Annotated in this window: 16 protein-coding genes and 1 pseudogene; 10 read left to right on the top strand and 7 right to left on the bottom strand. The window is 68.4% G+C overall.

The window, feature by feature from the left end:
* The first annotated feature begins 4 nt into the window (after positions 1 to 4).
* Positions 5 to 472 carry a Fe-S cluster assembly sulfur transfer protein SufU gene (sufU, locus tag OHA11_RS36380; RefSeq protein WP_266503569.1) on the top strand — a complete coding sequence of 156 codons (468 nt, stop codon included), beginning with the start codon at positions 5 to 7 and terminating at the stop codon, positions 470 to 472.
* On the top strand, positions 469 to 801 hold the full coding sequence (locus tag OHA11_RS36385) for a metal-sulfur cluster assembly factor (protein WP_107017666.1): 333 nt from the start codon (positions 469 to 471) through the stop codon (positions 799 to 801). The genes sufU and OHA11_RS36385 overlap by 4 nt, the downstream gene beginning before the upstream one ends.
* Before the next feature lie 160 nt (positions 802 to 961).
* On the opposite strand, the gene OHA11_RS36390 is transcribed toward OHA11_RS36385, so the two are convergent.
* Both OHA11_RS36390 and OHA11_RS36395 read right to left on the bottom strand, forming a co-directional pair.
* Positions 962 to 1864 carry an AbfB domain-containing protein gene (locus OHA11_RS36390; protein ID WP_266503576.1) on the bottom strand — a complete coding sequence of 301 codons (903 nt, stop codon included), beginning with the start codon at positions 1862 to 1864 and terminating at the stop codon, positions 962 to 964.
* A gap of 268 nt (positions 1865 to 2132) precedes the next feature.
* Complete coding sequence (locus tag OHA11_RS36395) at positions 2133 to 3926, bottom strand: hypothetical protein (protein ID WP_266503578.1); 1794 nt, start codon at positions 3924 to 3926, stop codon at positions 2133 to 2135.
* A gap of 910 nt (positions 3927 to 4836) precedes the next feature.
* Here OHA11_RS36395 and OHA11_RS36400 point away from each other — a divergent pair.
* Positions 4837 to 5220 carry a LuxR C-terminal-related transcriptional regulator gene (locus OHA11_RS36400; RefSeq protein ID WP_266503580.1) on the top strand — a complete coding sequence of 128 codons (384 nt, stop codon included), beginning with the start codon at positions 4837 to 4839 and terminating at the stop codon, positions 5218 to 5220.
* Between the two features lie 608 nt (positions 5221 to 5828).
* On the top strand, positions 5829 to 6050 hold the full coding sequence (locus OHA11_RS36405; protein WP_266503582.1) for a response regulator transcription factor: 222 nt from the start codon (positions 5829 to 5831) through the stop codon (positions 6048 to 6050).
* Between the two features lie 109 nt (positions 6051 to 6159).
* On the opposite strand, the gene OHA11_RS36410 is transcribed toward OHA11_RS36405, so the two are convergent.
* Positions 6160 to 7644, bottom strand: a complete 1485-nt coding sequence (locus tag OHA11_RS36410; RefSeq protein WP_266503583.1) for an NAD(P)/FAD-dependent oxidoreductase — start codon at positions 7642 to 7644, stop codon at positions 6160 to 6162.
* A 201-nt stretch (positions 7645 to 7845) separates the two neighbouring features.
* On the opposite strand from OHA11_RS36410, the gene OHA11_RS36415 reads away from it, so the two are divergent.
* Positions 7846 to 8607: a bifunctional 2-polyprenyl-6-hydroxyphenol methylase/3-demethylubiquinol 3-O-methyltransferase UbiG gene (locus OHA11_RS36415; protein ID WP_266503584.1), complete on the top strand. Its 762-nt coding sequence runs from the start codon at positions 7846 to 7848 to the stop codon at positions 8605 to 8607.
* On the opposite strand, the gene OHA11_RS36420 is transcribed toward OHA11_RS36415, so the two are convergent.
* The 3 genes from OHA11_RS36420 to OHA11_RS36430 all read right to left on the bottom strand — a co-directional run bounded on the left by OHA11_RS36420 (position 8579) and on the right by OHA11_RS36430 (position 11361).
* Complete coding sequence (locus OHA11_RS36420) at positions 8579 to 9115, bottom strand: hypothetical protein (protein ID WP_266503585.1); 537 nt, start codon at positions 9113 to 9115, stop codon at positions 8579 to 8581. The two genes, OHA11_RS36415 and OHA11_RS36420, sit on opposite strands and share 29 nt — an antisense overlap.
* Positions 9112 to 10977 (bottom strand): alpha/beta fold hydrolase, encoded by a 1866-nt coding sequence (locus tag OHA11_RS36425; RefSeq protein ID WP_266503587.1) that lies wholly within the window; start codon positions 10975 to 10977, stop codon positions 9112 to 9114. Before OHA11_RS36425 ends, OHA11_RS36420 begins: the two co-directional genes overlap by 4 nt.
* A 78-nt stretch (positions 10978 to 11055) precedes the next feature.
* The gene (locus OHA11_RS36430; RefSeq protein ID WP_266503589.1) at positions 11056 to 11361 is read right to left on the bottom strand and encodes a hypothetical protein; all 306 of its coding nucleotides are present in this window, start codon (positions 11359 to 11361) and stop codon (positions 11056 to 11058) included.
* Between the two features lie 1575 nt (positions 11362 to 12936).
* Here OHA11_RS36430 and OHA11_RS36435 point away from each other — a divergent pair.
* Positions 12937 to 14745: an ABC transporter ATP-binding protein gene (locus OHA11_RS36435; RefSeq protein WP_266503591.1), complete on the top strand. Its 1809-nt coding sequence runs from the start codon at positions 12937 to 12939 to the stop codon at positions 14743 to 14745.
* A gap of 20 nt (positions 14746 to 14765) precedes the next feature.
* Here OHA11_RS36435 and OHA11_RS36440 read toward each other — a convergent pair whose 3' ends face one another.
* Entirely contained in the window at positions 14766 to 14912 is a 147-nt protein-coding gene (locus tag OHA11_RS36440) for a hypothetical protein (RefSeq protein ID WP_266503593.1), read from the bottom strand.
* Between the two features lie 18 nt (positions 14913 to 14930).
* Here OHA11_RS36440 and OHA11_RS36445 point away from each other — a divergent pair, with 18 nt between their 5' ends.
* The 4 genes and pseudogenes from OHA11_RS36445 to dapD all read left to right on the top strand — a co-directional run bounded on the left by OHA11_RS36445 (position 14931) and on the right by dapD (position 17652).
* Complete coding sequence (locus tag OHA11_RS36445) at positions 14931 to 15194, top strand: multidrug efflux SMR transporter (RefSeq protein WP_266503595.1); 264 nt, start codon at positions 14931 to 14933, stop codon at positions 15192 to 15194.
* A 28-nt stretch (positions 15195 to 15222) separates the two neighbouring features.
* Positions 15223 to 15548 (top strand): annotated as a pseudogene (locus tag OHA11_RS36450) (TetR/AcrR family transcriptional regulator); the annotation flags it as partial.
* Positions 15528 to 16415, top strand: a complete 888-nt coding sequence (locus OHA11_RS36455) for a CU044_5270 family protein (protein ID WP_266507688.1) — start codon at positions 15528 to 15530, stop codon at positions 16413 to 16415. The pseudogene OHA11_RS36450 and the gene OHA11_RS36455, both read left to right, overlap by 21 nt.
* Positions 16416 to 16662: 247 nt before the next feature.
* A complete protein-coding gene (gene dapD / locus OHA11_RS36460; RefSeq protein WP_266503597.1) occupies positions 16663 to 17652 on the top strand; it encodes a 2,3,4,5-tetrahydropyridine-2,6-dicarboxylate N-succinyltransferase in 990 nt (329 codons plus the stop codon).
* Positions 17653 to 17676 lie beyond the last annotated feature (24 nt).

The following is a 17676-nucleotide window of genomic DNA, read 5'->3' on the forward strand; positions in this document are numbered from 1 at the left end:
AGTCGTGAGGCTTGATTCGATGTACCAGGAAGTCATCCTGGACCACTACAAGCACCCCCACGGGCGCGGTCTTCGAGATGGCGACGCCGAGGTGCACCACGTCAACCCGACGTGCGGCGACGAGATCACGCTGCGCGTGAGGTACGAGGGCACGAAGATCAGCGACGTCTCGTACGAGGGCCAGGGCTGCTCCATCAGCCAGGCCTCGGCCTCCGTGCTGAACGAGCTGCTCGTCGGCAAGGACCTGGCCGAGGCGCGGAAGATCCAGGAGACCTTCCTGGAGCTGATGCAGTCCAAGGGGCGCATCGAGCCGGACGACACGATGGAGGAGATTCTGGAGGACGCGGTCGCGTTCGCCGGGGTCTCCAAGTACCCGGCCCGCGTGAAGTGCGCGTTGCTGAGCTGGATGGCCTGGAAGGATGCGACGGCCCAGGCCCTGGGCGAGGCCGACGCCGAAAGGAAGACCGCATGAGCGAGACCATCGAGATGAAACCGGCCTCGGAAGAGGAAGTCCGCGAGGCCCTGTACGACGTCGTCGACCCCGAACTGGGCATCGACGTCGTCAACCTCGGGCTGATCTACGGCATTCACATCGACGACGCGAACATCGCGACGATCGACATGACCCTGACGTCGGCGGCCTGTCCGCTCACCGACGTCATCGAGGACCAGGCCAAGTCCGCCACGGACGGCATCGTGAACGAGCTCCGCATCAACTGGGTGTGGATGCCGCCGTGGGGCCCCGACAAGATCACGGACGACGGCCGCGACCAGCTTCGGGCGCTGGGCTTCAACGTCTGAGTCCACGATGAGTGCGCGCGCACGTGTGCGGCCCCCGGCATGAATGCCGGGGGCCGCGTTCGTTGCTGTCCGGGAGAGTGGGCTGTCCGGTGTCCGGTGTCCACTGTCCGCTGTCCGGGAGAGCGGGGTCGGACGGCCTGCCCCGGCTGCCGGGCGTCGCTCAGCCCACGCTCTTCACCAGCTTGAACGCCGAGTCCGCCCGGAAGAGGCGGGTGTTCTCGGACCGGTCCAGGCGGATCTGGAAGTTGCTGTGGCGCAGGAAGCGGCCGCGGTAGTTGTACGACTCCAGCATGACGGCGCCGGAGTGGGCCGACGCGCGGGGGCAGAACGTGGCGTCCTGCTTGAAGAGCTCGGTGCCGTTGCTGCGGTCGGCCCGCAGGCGGAACTGGGAGTGGCGCAGATAGCGGCTGTTGCCCAGGGAGAAGGACACACAGCTGGAGTCGGCCAGGCCGGGGACGATCTTGAGAGCGGTGGTGCCCCCGCTCCGGGACGAGTTGTTCCCGCCCCGTGACGTGTTGTTCCCGCCCCGGGAGGAGTTGCGCGAACCCACCCGGTCGAGCCGCACCGAGTCGCCCTCGACGAGCCAGTAGCGGTCGGGGTAGTTGACCGACTGGACGGACTTCTTCGAGGAACTGGGCTTGGACGCGGGGGGCTTGGCGGAGGAGGCCGACCTGGTCGGCCCCGGGACCGAGTCCGGCTTGGCACCGCCCTGTTGGGCCTCGGGCGAGCCGGCACCGTCCGCGGCGCTCTTGGCGGGATCGGGAGCGGCGAGCCCGCTCTTCCCGCTGGGCGCCGTAGCGGGGGGCGGGTTGGGTATGAGCGGCTCGTTCGCCGCGGAGTTGGTGTTGTTCTTCGTCTGGTCCTTCGCGGAGGTGTCCGTCCTGTCGTCCAGTACGACGACCGCTGTCACGGTGGAGGCGAGAACCGCCACGAGGAGCGCTCCCGCCATCCAGAGCCTGCGGGTTCCGGGTACGCGGGACTCGTCCAGGGTTTCGCCGGTCTCCCACACCTTCGCGGGGTGGGCGGACGGGTCGGGAGGGGACCCGGGATTTCTTTCTGGCATGCGAGATTCCTCCAGCGTCGCCGAAGGCGGACGCGGACTGGTCATGTGTGCCGTGGCACAAGTGGGGGCGGAGGCCGCGGACACACGAGACGGCTGTGGCCGGAGGATCTGTGTGCGCGACGAGGGGAACATTAGTAGAACTTGTGGCCCTCGCGTAACGCTTCTGAGAGCGGTTTCTGTCGGGAACTACCGGCGTTCTGCGACCAGTTGACGGAAATCCGGGAGTTCGGGAGCCGGGCCGGACAGTTCAAGGCTCAAGGAATCGAGCTCAGGGGCCGAGGAGGCGATCCCGGCGGCCTCCGGCAACGCCCTGACGCGTCGCGAAGGCCGACAGGAGGGTGGCGATCCGTTCGCGGGTTCCCCCGTTCTGGACCGGGGCCGCCGTGAGCACGTCCAGGTGCTGGTAGCCGGGCAGGACCACGGGGTTCTTGTCCGCGGGGATGTGGTCCGCGAGGATGCCGTCGCCCGCGACGAAGGTGATCGCGGGGTTCGCGGTCGGACCGCCGGGGTGTGCCATGTGCCGGGCGATCCGCGGGTCGTCGACCAGTGAGAGATCGGTGACCAGCTTCGTCGGGAAATAGTCCTCGGTGAAGTCCAGCGGCTGTTCGGAAAGGCTGCGGGCCAGCTCCCCGATGTCCGAGACCTCCTTGGCGGCCGTCGTGAACGGCGTGCCGTCGGCCGAGCGGTGCACCGGGTCGTCCGGCGCGCCCACCCGGTCGAAGTTCCGCCACGTGTAGAGCGGGCCGGCCGGCTCGTCCGGGATCGCCTTCAGCTCCGTACCGAACAGGGCCGGTGAGCCCTGGACGTCGTTCGAGACCGGGAAGTTCTTGTCCACGAGCCGGCCGCCGTCGAAGAGGCCCACGCTGGTCTGGATGAAGGACAGCGGGGCCGAGTTGTCGTCCATGAAGGCGCCGAGGACCGCCGCGTTGGTGAGCCGGAAGTCGCGGATCGTGGGCTTGCCCGACAGGAAGACGGCCGCGTCCTTGGAGAACATCGTGCGGGACGTCGTCTCGATGTTGGCGTTCGACGGGAGGTCGTCCTGGAGCGTGGACCGCGCGCCCGGTGCGGTGCGCGCGGCGAGGCCGCTGATCGCGAGCACGTTCATGATCTCGGGGTTGATCACCGCGGGGAGTGCGAGGAAGCGGGGCAGGACACCGCTGCGCAGACCGGCCTGTACGACGGTGTAGCCGAGGCCCGTCCCCGGGACCGTGCCCTCGGGCAGCAGGCCGCCGTTGAGGGAGCCCGAAGTGCCGTTCAGGTCATCCAGGTTGGTGGCGATCGTCGTGTCCAGGGCGAAGTAGCCCGCGCACTGGTTGAAGCCCGCGTCCGCCGTCGTCGCGGGGTTCCCGTCGAAGTCCCAGGTGGCGAAGACGCCGGTGAGGACGCCGCCGAGCGAATGCCCACCGCACAGCACCTTCTCCTTGCGCAGCTTCTGGCCGGGCAGTTCGGCGGACAGCAGGTCGTACTGGTCACGCACGGTCCGCTCCAGGCCGACCTCGGCGAGCCAGCCCGTCTGATCATTCGTCAGGAACCCGTCGAAGGCGCGTCCGTCGACCTTCTCGCCCTCGTAGTAGTAGCCAACAGCCTTGGCGGTGCTGCCCGTTGCGATCCCCGTGTTGTCCTCAAGGCAGTTGGAGCGCCGGTCCAGGGCCCAGAACTCGATGTGCTCGCCCTTCTCGGCCGCCGCTCTCACCGTGTTGCGGGCCACGCTGTCGAAGGCGCCCGCACCCTCCAGGATGCCGGGCTGGGCGACCAGGATCCGGTCGGCGTCGGCGGACTTCGACGGCCCCTGGGAGTCGCGGTAGCGCAGATACGACAGCCGGTCGCAGCGCTCCGGGTGGCCGCCGGCCGAGGCGGGCAGCGGGATCCGTACGGAGACCACGGTCTCGGTGACGCCGGGGAACGGGGAGGCCGAGGTCACCGGGGTCTCGGTGCGGGCCGCCTCGGCGGCGGCCGGTGCGCCGTCCGCCGGGGAGGTCGCGGTGAGCGCGGCCACGGCGAGCGCTCCGGCGGTCAGGGCGCGCGGCCACCGGCCGCGGCGGCGGGGGACTCCTGTGCTCATGGTCTCTCCATCGGGGGAGGGCGGATCCGGAGTGCCGCACTGTAACCATCGGTAACTTCCGTGTGCCATAAGGAAATTGAGCAAGTGAGGGCGGTCTGTCGCGCACATTCGCACAGCGGTCGGTGGCCGGGGAGTACATTCCCTGGCGCCTTCGCGGAGGCGAGTTGTCCGGGTCTCAGCAGGACACCTTGGCCGATGCGCTGGACACCCTGCGAAACAATCCCAGGGTCCCCAAGCACTACCGGGCCGTGGCCACCGGCCTGGTGCGCGGAGCCCTCGCGGGTGAGGCCGCGGCCGAACGCCTCGGCTTTCACCGCCGGAGCTGCACCGAAGCTCGCGCTGAACGGCAAGCGCGTTGATCAAGGTCTGCCGGGCCCATTGAGCCCCGATTCGTCGGCCGCTCTGGAACGGGTGCCGGCGCGCGGACACCGTGTGCAGCCCCCGCAATCGCCGTTGGTGAGCGGGGTGTCGGCGATCCTTAAGCGCGTCTGATGCATTCCTTATGCGAGCCTTAAGACTCGAAGCTTCCGCTCACGTCAGGGGAAGTGGCGGTCACGATGTGACTACGCGACACACGTTCGAGCATCCCTCATGTGATCGGGGATAACTGCATTGACGCACAGCTCCAGGCATCGCCCTCGTACGAGCCGCAAGGTGAAGCTTTTCGCCAGTGCCGCCGCGGCGGTTTCGCCTCGATGCCTCGCAAGATTGCCGTAGCTGGAGCTCTCATCTGCGGCCGCTGACTCGTCCATTGAGACGACCTCTTGCACCGGTCACTTCGGCACAGCGCTTAAACGGCATTGGGGTTGCTCGCGGACCGCCTGTGGCGCGGGCATCAGTGACACGGCCGCACAGTTTCGCTCCGCCACCGCCACCGCCACGACCGCGACACCGCGGGAGAGGAAGAGTCATGATGCCAATCAGGGAGTCGCGGGCCGCTCGGCCGACGAGGAATCCGGGCAAGGAGCGCCCGGGCCGGGACCTGCCCGTGCGCCGCGTTGCGGACACCGCGACGGAGGACGGGCGCGACGAGCCGGCCTCGGGCGAGGGCGGTGGGTACGTGCTGAGCGAGATGGACGCCCGAATTCTCGTAGGGCTGGCGAACGGCGACACCACGGAGAAGCTGGCGTCGATGCTCTTCCTCAGCCGCCAGGGCATCGAATACCGTGTCCGTGCGATGTTCCGGGAGTTCGCAACGTCGAACCGGACACAACTGGTCGCCAGGGCATATTCGCTCGGGGTGCTCACGAAGCACGTCTGGCCGCCCAGGGTCGCTCCGCATCACGTGGGCTGAGGCGCATCCGTCGCCGCCGCCCTCACTCGCAACTGTTGCCCGGGGCGTGACCGTGCGCCGTTCCGGTGACGAGACTCAACCGCCCGAGGCCCAGGGCAGGGTCCCATCAGTCCTCCAAATCGGCGTGGGTGGCGCGGTCCGCGATCGGACGCAGGGCCGTCGGCACCCCGTGCTCGGTGCGGAATTCGGTAAGTGTGCCGATACCGGAGGATTTCGATTTTCTCCCGGAGGCGCATGCTTCCGATCAGGCCGACCGGGCTTATGTCCGATGTAGCGTCACCCATATAGATATGTCATTTCCGCACGCAAATATATAGCTATCGAAAATTTACCATCAGAAACATACCCCTCAATCGTCCGGAAGCATAGTCAAGTGATGCTCCGAATGAACTTCCAGCCGTCCAGAAGCGTCTTCCTGGGCATCGGCAGTCGAACGAATCTGATTCTCACGGCGGCGATGTCCCGGATCGGTCGGCATCGCCGCGAAGAACCGCGCTGTCGCGGGAGAGGAGCGAGCGATCATGGGGTCAAGCGGGAGGTCAGGGGCTGACCGGAAGTCGGACTCGGACGAGGAGTCCTCTGCCGAGGAGAAGTTAGTTCTGAGCTCGTTGGACGCACAATTACTTGAAGGGCTGGCGGACGGTGCGTCCACGGACGAGCTGGCGTCACGGCTCTATCTCAGCCGTCAGGGCATCGAATACCGTGTCCGTGCGATGTTCCGCAGGTTCGGGGCGTCGAACCGGACGCAACTGGTCGCCAAGGCCTATTCACGGGGCGTTCTCGCTGAGCGTGACTGGCCGCCCAAGGTGGCGCCGGACTACGTGGAGTGACACGTGTAGTCACGGGCGGATGACCCCACCGCGTTCCCCCGGCCGTGCGGGTTGTGCAAGCCGAGCCGCCGGTCGTGCGTACCGGCGCGACGATCACTCAGGGCGCCCTTCAGGGTGTGGTGCGGATACCGAAGCGCCGACGCAAGGCCCGTCGGGCGGCGTGCACCCCTGCCATGCCGTGTACACCGGGGCCGGGCGGTGTCGAGGCCGAGCACAGATACACGCCGGGCAGCGGCGTGCTGTATGGGTTCCAGCGCGCGGCCGGCCGCAGCACGGTCTGCCGGAGGGTCATCGCGCCCGCGGCGATGTCACCGCCGACGTAGTTGGGGTTGTGCCGCTCCTGCTCGGCCGCGGTGATCACCTGCCGGGCCAGGACCAGATCCCGGAAACCCGGGGCGAAGCGCTCGATCTGCGCGACGACCGCCGCCGTGACGTCGGCCGACGACCCCTGTGGCACATGGGCGTAGGTCGACAGAGTGTGACGTCCCGCCGGGGCCCGGGTCGGGTCCACCACACCGGGCTGGACGGCCAGGACGTACGGGCGGTCCGGGTGTCGGCCGGCGAGTACCGCGCGCTCGACCGCGACGGCCTCCTCGCGTGCGCCGACCAGATGCAGCGTGCCCGCCACGTCACAGCCCGGCGCCGTCCAGGGCACCGGGCCGGACAGCGCGAAGTCGATTTTGCATGCCCCACCGCCGTAGCGGAACCGGCGCAGCGAGCGCGCGTAGCGGGCAGGCAACCGGTCGCCGGCGATACGCAGCAGTTCGGCCGGCGCGATGTCGAGCAGGACGGCCTTGGCGCGTGGCAGTTCCGACAGTGAAGTCACCCGGTGTCCGGTCACCACCCGGCCACCGTGCTCGTGCAGCACCTTCACCAGCGCCCGGGTGATGGCCTGGCTGCCGCCCCGGGGCAGTGGCCATCCGACACCGTGCGCCAGGCCGGCCAGCACGAGGGCGACTCCCGCCGCTGTCGGTGTCCGGGGTGGCCGGATCGCATGGGCGCTCACCCCGGTGAGCAGGGCCGGCGCTACCTGGCCACGAAAGCGCAGGCCCCACGCCGGAGATCCCTGCTCCGCCATACGCAGGCCCAGCCGGACCGCGGTCAGTGGGTCGCCCGGCGGCCGCCGGAGGTCGGACAGCGCCGTGGCGGCGAGCCCTTGCCACCGTTCCGCCAGGGGACCGAGCAGCCCCCGCCATGCCCGCCCGTCCGGTCCGAGACCTTCCGCGGTGCGATCCAGGTCGCGCCAGGCCAGCCCGGCCCGCCCGCCGTCCAGCGGATGCGCGTAGGCGACCTCGGGCTGGGCCATCTCCACTCCGTGGGCGGCGAGGTCGAGTGCCCGGAAGAACGGCGAGGCGACCCCCATCGGGTGCACGGCCGAGCAGAGGTCGAACCTGAACCCGGGCAGCACCATCTCGGCCGTGCGGGCACCGCCGCCGGGTTCGTCCGCCGCCTCGTACACCTCCACGGTGAGTCCGGCCCGGGCGAGGACCACCGCCGCGGCCAGACCGTTGGGCCCGGCACCGACGACGACCGCGTCCACCTCGCCGACCGAGGCGCTGCCCGCCGCCCACTCACCCGCGCCCCTCGTTTCCATTGATGCCACTGTTCAGCCCTTACGTGATGAATACGGCGGTCGACGTCCGGCCCAGTTCCGAAAACCCGGAATGTGTAGGGTTTCCCCGACAGTCACGGAATCTCGTGGAAATCTGTCGCGCACATGGGCATTCTTTTGGTTACCCGCTCCCGTCAGTACGCAATTCACGGCGGTGAGCCAACGACCGGACACGGAGTATCCATGACCATCGAGCACGCCCACTACGACAAAAAACTTGCCTCCGTCTACGACCGGATGTACCAGAGTGATTCGGAGATACGGCTCGCGGTCGAGTTCATATCGTCACAGGCCTCTCCTGGCAGTCGAATCCTGGAGCTGGGGATCGGCACCGGCCGCATCGCGATACCGCTGGCCGAGCACGGCTTCCGTCTGCACGGCATCGACGGTTCCCCCGCCATGCTGGAAAAACTCCGCGAGCGGGATCCCGAAGGACGTATCGACGTGACGGCGGGCGATTTCACCAAGGAAGGCACCGGTCTCGAGTTCGACTTGGTCACCATCGTGCTCAACACCTTCTTCATGGCGGTCACCAAGGAACAGCAGATCGGTTGCCTCACCAGGGTCAGGGAGCAGTTGGCCCCAGCGGGCCGGTTCGTCCTGGAGGCCTTCGACCCCGCACCGTTCCACGGCATGACCAAGCCGGAGTTCTCCATGCGGCACCTCGACGAGCACTCGGTCATGCTGGACACCTTCACCGTCGACCGGTCCCGGCAGCTCCTGGTCGGGACGCACACGATCATCGACGGCGGCCCGCCCTCCACCACGCAGCACGTGCTGCGCTACGCGTTCCCCTACGAACTCGACCTGCTCGCCGAACTGGCCGGACTGAAGCTGGTCGAACGGTGGGGCGGTTGGTGCCGGGAACCCTTCACGCACGGCAGTCCCCGGCACGTGTCCGTCTTCGAGCCCGCGGTCAGCGCAGATCGTGAAACTCCGAGGTGAGAACGCCCCGTGGTTCCTCGACCTGGTCGTAGCCGCCGGAGGTGACCAGGAGGAACTGGGTCTTCTCCGCGTCGGGGGCATGCGGGTGGTGATGGGTTACGAAGTTCAGCACGATCAGGTACGCCGGGTGGAGTCGCAGGTACTCGATCCGGCGCTCCGCCGCCAAGGTCTGCCGGAGCTGGGAGAACACATCGAACATGGCTTTCTCGGTCCGCCGCCCGGGATGCCAGATCATGTGCCGCAGCCTCCTGGGCTCGATGAGCGGGTACTCCGCCCAGTGCGTGACCGAGCCGTCGGCGAGCTTGTCACGCACCAGCAGGTGACTGTCGGTGTTGCCCGGCCTGGGTGCGAAGAAGGTCGAGATGGGCAGCATGCTGCCGGTGGGATCGATACGATGGCACAGCCGGGTGGCCCAGGGCGTCTGGAACTGGCGGACAACGGTGAGCGAGAGCCAGGTCGCCAGCAGTGCGTGCAGCCCGTGGCGGGTTGTACCCCTGAGCGTGGTCATACGAGGGCCTCCGGTTGGCCGGTGGTGAGCGCGGAGCTGACCCAATTTATGCTCGCTGTGACCCTGGAGGCGTGTTCGCGGCTCATGACCAGACCGTCGTGATTGGCTTCCTGGACGATCTCGTGCTGTGTGTCGTCGGACAACGCGGCCAGTTCACGCTGGAGTTCACCGTGGACGCGGTCGGCCTGGACGGTCTTTCCGGCGGTCAGAACCGCTATCGGGCGGGGTGACAGGTCGGTTGTGCGGCGCGCGTCGGACGCCCAGGACGTGGTCCACTCCGCGAGTTCCCTGCGTGCGGCTCCCCACAGTTCGGGGCGGCTCAGACATTCGTTGGTGGCCTCCACCATGCTGTCGGGCAGATGCGCGATGGCCCCGCTGTCGAGTTGGGTGCAGTCCGGCCTGAAGTGGGTGCGGACGTACCTGCGGGTGAAGCTCTGCCTGACCCAGGGCAGGCCGTCGCGCTGTGCACCTGACCGCTGGAGCTGGTCCGGGTGGGAGGAGTCGACGAAGACCAGCCCGCCGACCAGGCCGGGATTGCGCAGGGTGAAGGAGCGGATGAGCAGGCCGCCGACGGAATGGCCGACCATGATGTACGGGGGTTGGAGGCCAAGGGTGTCGATGAGCTGTTTCAGGGCGGCTGTCGCCTCCGCGGCGCTCTGCCTGCCTGTCGGCTCGCTCCAGCCGGCGCCCGGCCGGTCGTAGGACAGGTAGGGGGTGTCCGGGTGTAATCCGCTGGTCACCCAGGCCCATTCGGTGGCCGGACAGGCCATGGCGTTCTCGAAGACGACCGTGGGTCCGCTGCCGGATGTCCTGGCCATCACATGCACCTTGCGGCCGCCCACCCGGACGAACTCGCCGGGAGCGCTGCCGGCGAGCCTCGTACGGCGCCTGCTGCCGAGCAGCTTCGCCGCTCCCGCTCCCGCTCCCACGGCCACGGCCGCACCCGCGGCGAGCCTCCATGCCGCCTTGCCGCCGCTGGTCCGGGTAGCCACCGTGCGCGCAGCGGGAAGGGCCTTGGCCCGCAGTGCGGGACCGAGCTTCTCCGATACGTGGGCGACCGCGGGGTAGGTACCGGCGAAGGACCAGATGAACCGGTTGAGGCCCATGAACTTGGCGTTGGCGAGGTGGAAGCCCAGGCCCATCCCCAGGATGCCCCGGGTCACCGGCTTGGGAGCGACCAACGCGAGCGGGAAGGCCATCTCACCGGCGATGGTCGACCAGGCGATCGCCTTGCAGAGCGCGGGCCGGTCACGAACCATCTCGTAGAAGGCGCGATCGCCGTAAGTCCCTGTCCGGAAGATCTGCGCGATGGCAGTGCCGTCCCGCCAGGCCGGCGAGATCAGCTTGCTGACCCCGGCGGTGAAGTACGACATACAGCTCTGCGCGGCGATGAACGCCGCCGCGGCCTCCCGCGCTCTGCGGTCGTTCGGGAAGAGTTTCTCCAGCATCGCGCCCGCGTAGTTGATGAAAGCGAAGTGGTCGGATCCGTCGAGGCCGTAGCCCATGCGGGTCTGCATGGCCATCGAGCTGCCGCACATGGTTCCGGCCATCGCGCCGCGCTGGGCGCGGCTCGCACCCGGGACGAGGAGTCCTGTCGCAGCCAGGGCCCTGGTCTGGAGCAAGGCGATCACGTTGGGGTACTGGAGGATCTTGGCAAAGTGCTTCCCGACGGGGCCGCGAAGGCGGGGGTGCCGGAGGCTGAGTACCGGCCAGCCGAAGATCTCGTCGTCCGCGAGCGAGGTCGATGTGGTCAGTTGCTCGAGAACGCCGATGAAAGCACCCACCGAAGTGATGCCCTCCACCGCGCGGAACACCCGATCCAGATCGTCGTCGCCACTGCCCACGTTGTGATGGACGTTCATAGCAACTCCTGGTATGAGAAAGGGTGGGTGGGGCCACCGGGAGATTCAGCCTTCCGGTGACCCCACCCGTGTGTGGGCTCAGGCCGCGGACGCCTCAAGCAGCAGCGCTTCGACGGAACCGCCGGGCCGCGCCGAGCGCGAGACCGTGCTCACGCCCTCCATGCTGACATCACCGCCGACGAAGGCGGTGCCCACTCCGGCCGCGATGTCGGCGGTGGCGCGGACGACCACCGCGGCCGTCACGGCGGCGGCCGCGATGCCGGCGGCGGGGGTGGCCAGCACCGGGGCGGTGGCCGAACCGCTGCCCCAGACCGTGTGCTCCTCGCCCGCGGCGGCGTTGCGGTTGGCCCATTCCGAGATGTGAGAATTCGAGATGTACGACATGGACGTACCTCCTGTTTGATTACTTCCGCATCTACCGGTATTTACCGGTAGCGCTGCGGGGAATATCCCCCGGTTTCCCGGGCTTACTTTCCCGACGTGTCACACGCTAGATTCTATTTATCGAGTCGGCAACGCATTTTGCCCCCATCTAAGGAATCGCTTAGTCCACGATTTTCCGCGTGAAGGCGGTTGATTCGGGTCTTCGAAATTAATCGGAGGGAGCTCTGGCCAGGGCTGGGCGGCTGACGCTTCCCGCGCCGGTGGCGTGGATCGGCCAGTTTCCGAAGCCGTGCGGCCGACGGTTTGATCACGCGATGCCGACGGTTGGGCGCCTTGAATCAGGCAGGCGGTGGCTGACCGACGTCACATCGAACCTCCGGCTGGCGCAGGCGACTTGGGAAGGTAACTTCCATTGACTGAGGCTTCGTCGCGTTGGTGGCAGTGAATCTCTGGGGAATTACTTAGCCGTATCCTATTAGGGAGCGGCGTCCAGGGACGGCGGGATCTGAATGAGAAAAATCCCGCGATGCGCGGTCATGCGCTCGGTTCTTCCGTGATCGTATTCAGGTCCGGGAGAGCTCTGTCGATCAAGTCCTCCCTCCGTCGAAGCCGAATCCTTGTTATTCTCAGGCGAGGATCAACGTCGTGACCGCCTGCGTCGGATGGGCGCTCACGGTAACTCCTGACACGACATGATGAGGTGGGGTCACCGGAACGTTCAGGCTTCCGGTGACCCCACCTCCGTACGGAATCAGGCTGCCGAAGCCCCCGCGAGCATGGTGTCGACGCTGTTGCCGATCGGCGCCGAGCTCGCCAAGCCGGAAGCCGCTGGGGCGACCACGGGGCTGTCTGTCGCGAACGTAGGCGGCGGAAACCCGGCCGTCGGCGGCGGGAACTCAATGCCGGCGAGGACAACCGACCCCACCAGGGGGGCGAACTCATTTCCCCATGTCGAATGCTCCTCGTCAGCGACTGCGATTCGGTTGGCCCAATCGGCGACGTGAGTGTAGGCCATGCACGACAAGATGTACCTCCTAAATCGCTGCCCGGCACACGCCGGGCGACTGTGGGTCCGACTCCTCGCCGGGCGCCATTCCCGGCGTGGGATTCACATTAAATTCCGCTGGCCGGCCGGGCAATACCTCTGGGCCCGGACTAAGCTACCCCTTAGTCCCGTTGACCCCGGCCGGATTCCACCCCTTTGCCCGATTCTTGAGCCATCCCGGGGTCGTGCACCCATTCAGTCCATTTCGTAGTCAGGTGAGATACGGCCACTCTGTAGGGTGTTCCTTAGTCGTGGTGCCCTCTGAAGCGCACCGGCGGGCTGGGCGATCAGAATCGAAAATGACTGGTGGCGTGCATGCATGCAGTGACTTCGCACGGTCGCGTTCGACCTTTGGTGAGGACCCGCAGGGCAGGCCGCACGCCCGGGAAATCGGATCTCCTTGTTATTCTCGGGTGAGGCTTCCGGACACGGGCGCCATTCAGCCGTCAAAGAAGCTGTCCGCGGGAAACCTGCATGGGGGTCACATGGGGCGCCACCGGAAATCCGGGTTGGATCGGCGATTTGAGAATGTGCGTGCGCTCGCGGCGTTCATCGCCCCGCACAAGGGGATCCTGCTGGGCGGGATGGTTCTGGGCATAGGCACCGCGGCCACATTCCTGGCAGTGCCACTCGTCACCAGAGACGTGCTCGCCGAACTCGGCGGCTCCGGCAACCCGACCTCCGCCACCACCATCAAGCTGTTCGCCCTGATGCTCTTCGGGGCGGGTCTCGGCATGGGCCAGGGAATCCTGCTCGGGATGCTCGGAGAGCGCATCGTCCTGGACACTCGCGTCGGCATCGTGCAACGCCTGCTCCGAGTGCGTACCACCGTCCTGGCCACCCGCCCCGCCGGCGAACTCGTGGCCCGTGTCACCTCGGACACCACCCTGCTGCGTGAGGCGACCACCAGCAGCCTCGTCCAGTTGGTCAGAGCGAGCATCACCCTGGTGGGCTCGCTCGTTCTGATGTTCCGACTCGATCCGGTCCTGATGGCCGCGTGCGTCGGGGCACTCACCGCGATGAGCGTCGGTGTCAGCATCGTCATTCCCCGGCTCGCCACCTCCGCCCGACAGGCCCAAGAGGCACTCGGCCGCCTGGGTGGGGCCCTGGACGGGGCGTTGCGGGCCATCCGGACCGTCAAATCGAGCGTGGCCGAGGGCCGTGAAAGCGATCGCATCCTTGTCCACGCCCATGAAGCGGCCAGTGAGGGTGGCCGCGCGGTCCGTACCGCGGCCCTGGTCGGTGTCATCTCCAGCGCCGGGAACCAGCTCACGATTCTGATCACTCTGGGTCTCGGAGCGGTCCGGGTCTCCAACGAGACCCTCACGATCCCCACGCTGATCGCGTTTCTGCTGTACGCCTTCCAGCTCGGTGAGCCCATATCGACTCTCACCAACACGGTCGGTCAGTTGCAGGCCGGCGTGGCCGCCGCCGCTCGTGTCCGTGACCTGCAGGACCTCGAAGTCGAGCAGGACTCCCGCCAGGTCGTACCCCACCACAGCCCGCCGGCGGTCCTGGAGTTCCATGACGTCGACGCCGGGTACCCCGACGGCGAGCCGGTACTGCACGGCATCGCCCTGGCCATTCCCCGCAAGGGGCACATCGCCATCGTGGGCCCGTCCGGCGCGGGCAAGTCCACGCTGTTCTCTCTCATGCTCCGCTTCATCGACCCCCTGCGGGGCGAGGTCTTCCTCGACGGCGTGTCCTTGCGCGACTGGTCCCTGGCGCGGCTGCGCCGCCGGATCGTCTACCTGGAGCAGGACGCTCCGCTGCTGCCCGGCACGTTGAGGGAGAACCTGGCCTACGTCCGCCCCGAGGCGACCGACGAGGAGATCTGGGCCGCCCTGCGGGCCGTGCGGCTCGACGACCGCGTCCGAGCCATGCCGGCCGGCCTCGACAGCGAGCCCTCCGCCGCCACTGTCTCCGGAGGCGAGCGGCAACGCATCGCGTTGGCCCGTGCCCTGGTCGCCAGGCCCGAGATCCTGCTCCTCGACGAAGCGACCGCCCAGTTGGACGGAATCACGGAGTCCGTCGTGCAGCAGTTCATCGCGGACATCGGCCGGACCGGTGCCGTCGTCAGCATTGCCCACCGGCTGTCGACAGTGATGGACGCCGATCAGATCATCGTGCTGGAGGACGGCCGGATCCGCGCGGCCGGAGATCACCGGCAACTCCTGGCGGCCGACGAGCTCTACCAAGGACTCGTGGCCGCACTGCGGATAGGTGCCCCGCACAGTGGCTCGGCCAAGCTGTCCGAACCTGCTGGGGAGAATCCGGTCGGAATTCTCCGGCAGGAGGTACCCGGGGCCTCTCCGATCAATTTCGAATCCCCCATGTGACTGCTACCTCGCCCAGGGTCTCATTGCAGGTGGGCGGCGTACTTCAGCGCGCCGCTGAGCAGTCCGCCGACGTAGTACTTCTGCAGCAGCAGGTAGTTGACGACGCAGGGGACGATGGCCACCGCGATGACGCCCGGTACGGCGACCGGCAGGACGACCCGAACCATCACCTTCAGGATGCCGCGATGAAGTACGGCGACGGCTTCACCAAGCTGTGGCCCTCACTCGTGACCGCGATCGGCTACGTCATAGCGTTCGTGCTGCTCGCGCAGACGCTGAAGACCGTCGCGGTCGGCACGGCCTACGCGATCTGGGCAGGCGCCGGTACGGCGGCCGTCGCCGCGATCGGGATGGTCTTCCTGGGCGAGGGCATGAACACCGCCAAGTTCGCCGGGATCGTGATGATCATCGGCGGGGTCGTGGTCCTGAACCTGGGCGGGGCGCACTGATGCGACGCCGCGGGACAGGAGCCGGGTGATGGCCCGGCGTTACGACCCCGAGCGGCGGCAGCGGATCATGGACGCGGCGATCCGGGTCGTGGCCGCCAAGGGCATCGCCGGGCTGAGCCACCGCTCGGTCGCGGCCAAGGCGGATCTGCCGGTCGGCTCGACGACGTACCACTTCAAGACACTCGACGAGCTGCTGGTCGCCGCGCTGCGCCAGACGAACGAGGCTTCGTGAAAGTCGTTGCCTCGCGGGGCGCGCTTGAGGACACCGGGACCGATCTGGCCGGCGAACTCGCCGGTCTCCTGGGCGAGTGGCTGGGGCGCGACCGCGCGAGCGTGGAGCTGGAGTACGAGCTCTCCCCGCGCACGCGGCTGGCCCCGGGGCGTGAGGCGCTGCTGCGGGAGGCCGCGCGCGGCAGCCGGAGCCGGAGACTGCGCGCCGACTGGCGGCTCGCCGCGGTGGGGCCGCGGCCGCCATCACGCTGGCGGGCGGTGCTCGGCACCCAGGTGGCGGGCGACGAGGGGCGCGACGCGCGGGCGGGGAGCAGGCCGGCCTACGTCCTTGAACTGGGCAGCGCGAAGGACCTGTTGAACGAGGCCGCGGACGTGATCGCCGCCGGCCCCTCGGTCACCGCCCGCGACGGCCAGTGGATCTACGTCAAGACCGTCGAGTCCAACCTCACGGACGACGAGGGGCCGGGGACACAGACCGGAGAGAGCTGGCTGAAGTACGCCGATCCGTCCATGGAGGACGGCAAGGCCGGTGACGACCACTCGCCCAGGGAGGAGTACGCGTTCCTCAAGAGCCTGCCCGACGACCCGAAGAAGGTACGGGCGGCGGCGCGCGAGTTCTTCTACGCCACCGACGAGTCCGAGACCCGTACCGAGCACGAGTACCGGGCCCTCACCGCGGTCCTCAGCAGGGCGTACGCGTACGACGCCGCGGACCTCGCCAAGGTCTACCGGGCGCTGGCCACGATTCCCGGCGTACGGGCCGCGCAGGTCCAGGACGCTGCGGGGCGCGACGCCATCGCGGTGTACCGCAGGAACGAGAACCCGTGGGCGAACCGGGACGAATTCCTCCCGGACCCGGGCACCTACCTCTACACCGGCCATCGGGTGGTGGCCCGGAGCGACAGCGAGGAGGTGAAGAAGGGGGACGTCGTCATCGACGGGGCCCGGCTGGCCACGGGGGTGGTCGACGCGGAGGGCGAGCGGCCCTGAATCGGCGCCGCCGGGATTCCTGCGACCCGGGACTGCCGGGATCCCCGCGACCCGGGACCGCCGGGATTCCTGCGACCCGGACCTCGTGGGATTCCCGCGCCTGAGCCGTAGGGATTCCCACGCCTGATCCGCCGGACCGGCCCCGGGGAGCCCGTCGGGCGGATCTCACCCGACCAGTGCGCCCGGCACCTGAGACGCCGGGCGCACTGGTTGGCACCCGCGGGCCCCCGCCGGTTAGGTTTCCCTCATGACCGACACGACTGCTACTCGCACCACCGGCGCCGTCGCCGCCGGGCTCGCCACGCTCGCCGCCGACGGCACTGTCCTCGACACCTGGTTCCCGGCCCCCGAACTGGCCTCCGAGCCCGGCCCCTCCGGCTCAGAGCGGCTGTCCGCCGAGCGCGCGGTGGAACTGCTCGGCGAGGGCGCCGCGAAAGCGATCGGCCCGGACGCCCGCCGTGGCGTCGAGGTGGCCGCGGTCCGCACGGTCATCGCCTCACTCGACGAGAAGCCGGTCGACGCGCACGACGCGTACCTGCGCCTGCACCTGCTCTCGCACCGCCTCGTGAAGCCGCACGGGCAGAGCCTCGACGGCCTGTTCGCGCACCTCGCCAACGTCGCCTGGACCTCGCTCGGCCCGGTCGCCGTCGACGACGTGGAGAAGGTCCGGCTGAACGCCCGCGCCGAGGGCCTCCACCTGGCCGTGACGTCCATCGACAAGTTCCCGCGCATGACGGACTACGTGGCGCCGAAGGGCGTCCGCATCGCCGACGCCGACCGGGTCCGCCTCGGGGCGCACCTCGCCGAGGGCACCACGGTCATGCACGAGGGCTTCGTGAACTTCAACGCGGGCACCCTCGGCACGTCGATGGTCGAGGGCCGTATCTCCGCGGGCGTCGTGGTCGGCGACGGCTCGGACATCGGCGGCGGCGCCTCCACCATGGGCACGCTGTCCGGCGGCGGCAACGTCCGCATCACCATCGGCGAGCGCTGCCTGATCGGTGCGGAGGCGGGCGTCGGGATCGCCCTCGGTGACGAGTGCGTCGTCGAGGCCGGGCTGTACGTCACGGCCGGGACGCGGGTCACGATGCCCGACGGGCAGATCGTCAAGGCGCGTGAGCTGTCCGGCGCGTCCAACATCCTGTTCCGCCGCAACTCGGTCACCGGAACGGTGGAGGCGCGGCCGAACAACGCGGTGTGGGGCGGCCTCAACGAGATCCTCCACAGTCACAACTGACACGTACCGAGGTTTTGGATCGAG

This window comes from Streptomyces sp. NBC_00878, assembly GCF_026341515.1.
Classification (GTDB): Bacteria; Actinomycetota; Actinomycetes; order Streptomycetales; family Streptomycetaceae; genus Streptomyces.